The sequence below is a fragment of the Bacillus sp. AY2-1 genome (genome assembly GCF_008368965.1).
GTDB classification, from domain to species: domain Bacteria; phylum Bacillota; class Bacilli; order Bacillales; family Bacillaceae_G; genus Bacillus_A; species Bacillus_A thuringiensis_S.
Genome location: NZ_QPEL01000321.1, coordinates 1 through 1,463, shown reverse-complemented (window position 1 = coordinate 1,463; position 1,463 = coordinate 1). Strand labels below are relative to the sequence as shown.

Genomic DNA, 1,463 nt, shown 5'->3' with positions numbered 1-1,463 from the left:
GATTATAAACCTATTACTATAAATTGTAAATACATTTTTTTACTATTTTTATCTAATTATGAATTATCCAACAAAACAAAACGCAACCTGATAAATAAATTAAATATTCTAATAATAATTCAATATCTACTTCTACATTAACTTCTTTACTATTATTTTTTTGTGAAAAATATACAAAAAGCTTATAAATCAAGATATTTTCATAATATTTACTGCCTGTTACTTCATCAAACATACTTTTCAAAAAAATCAAACTCGAAAAATAAACAATTGAAGTTACTACTCTTGTTTATTTTTACCAAAAATAATGTTAGACTAATTACCGAAGGTGGAATGAAAACACTTTCATCCAAGAGGCGGAGATGATAGAATATGTTTTTTCTAAATAAACCTTCCTCCCCTCCAAAATGCAATCGGTTGCATTTTTTTGTACTGTTATATTAGTTTTTATTGAACAGTAAAGTGAATTTTTTATCTAATAATTATCTTCAGCAATAGGAAATTATAAAAAACTCTAGGATTCAGGGGGAAATATTTTATGCATGATCTAAGTGATAAAGTGAAACAATTTCATAGTGATGGCTTTGTTTTTATGAGTAATGTTCTAAATGAAGACCAAATCAATTTATTGAATACCGGGGTTGAAGAAGCTTTTCGAGGTCCAAGGAATGGGTACGCTCCTATTTTTCGTGGTATGATGTTCGAACGTGGTGAAGTCTTTGAAAATTTAATCGATTTGCCTCCAGTTATTAATTTAGTCGAAGCAATTTTAGGGGATAATTGTCATTTGCGTAGTATGAATGCAATTAAGACCCCTAGAAGAACAGGAATAGATCAATGGCATATCGATTTAATTGATGATGAAATGTTTTTCCCACTTCCAAAAAATGTTGATTGGGATAATAATATTCAAATGCCAGTATTTATTGTCAACTGTCTATACTATCTCGCGGATGTTGAGGAAGATATGGGACCTACACAATTAGTTCCTGGTAGCCATAGAAGCGGTAAATTTCCAGACACTAAACAAGAACTCCCTGTTTATAATGGAAAAAAACCCGTGACTTTTAAAGCAAAAGCTGGTGATTGTCTAATTTTTAACAATCAGGTTTGGCACCGTGGCGGTTTAAACCTTAATCAAAAACCAAGAATCGTACAGCAAGTTGTTTATAGTAAATCTTATATTTCTCAGTCATTTTATCCCCTCTTAAATTATAGGGTTCCTGAGCATGTATTGGCTAGAGCAGACAATAGACGTAAACGATTAATAGGCTTCCATAAAGTGGGGTTGGTGTAAACCTTACAAAACGCCCGGAATTTTGATGTACAAATTTATAATTTTTTTAGCTTACTGGGCATGGGGATTATCACTTGTTCAGTAAGCTAAAATGTAATTTACTATTTAGAATTTACTAACAATAATAGAACTATAGTCTTCATTTTTATAAAACTAACCTTATAAT

General features: G+C 30.4%; 1 protein-coding gene. It reads left to right on the top strand.

The features are described from left to right. Positions 1-538 precede the first annotated feature (538 nt). Positions 539-1,297, top strand: a complete 759-nt coding sequence (locus DN403_RS30830; protein WP_000543792.1) for a phytanoyl-CoA dioxygenase family protein — start codon at positions 539-541, stop codon at positions 1,295-1,297. Positions 1,298-1,463 lie beyond the last annotated feature (166 nt).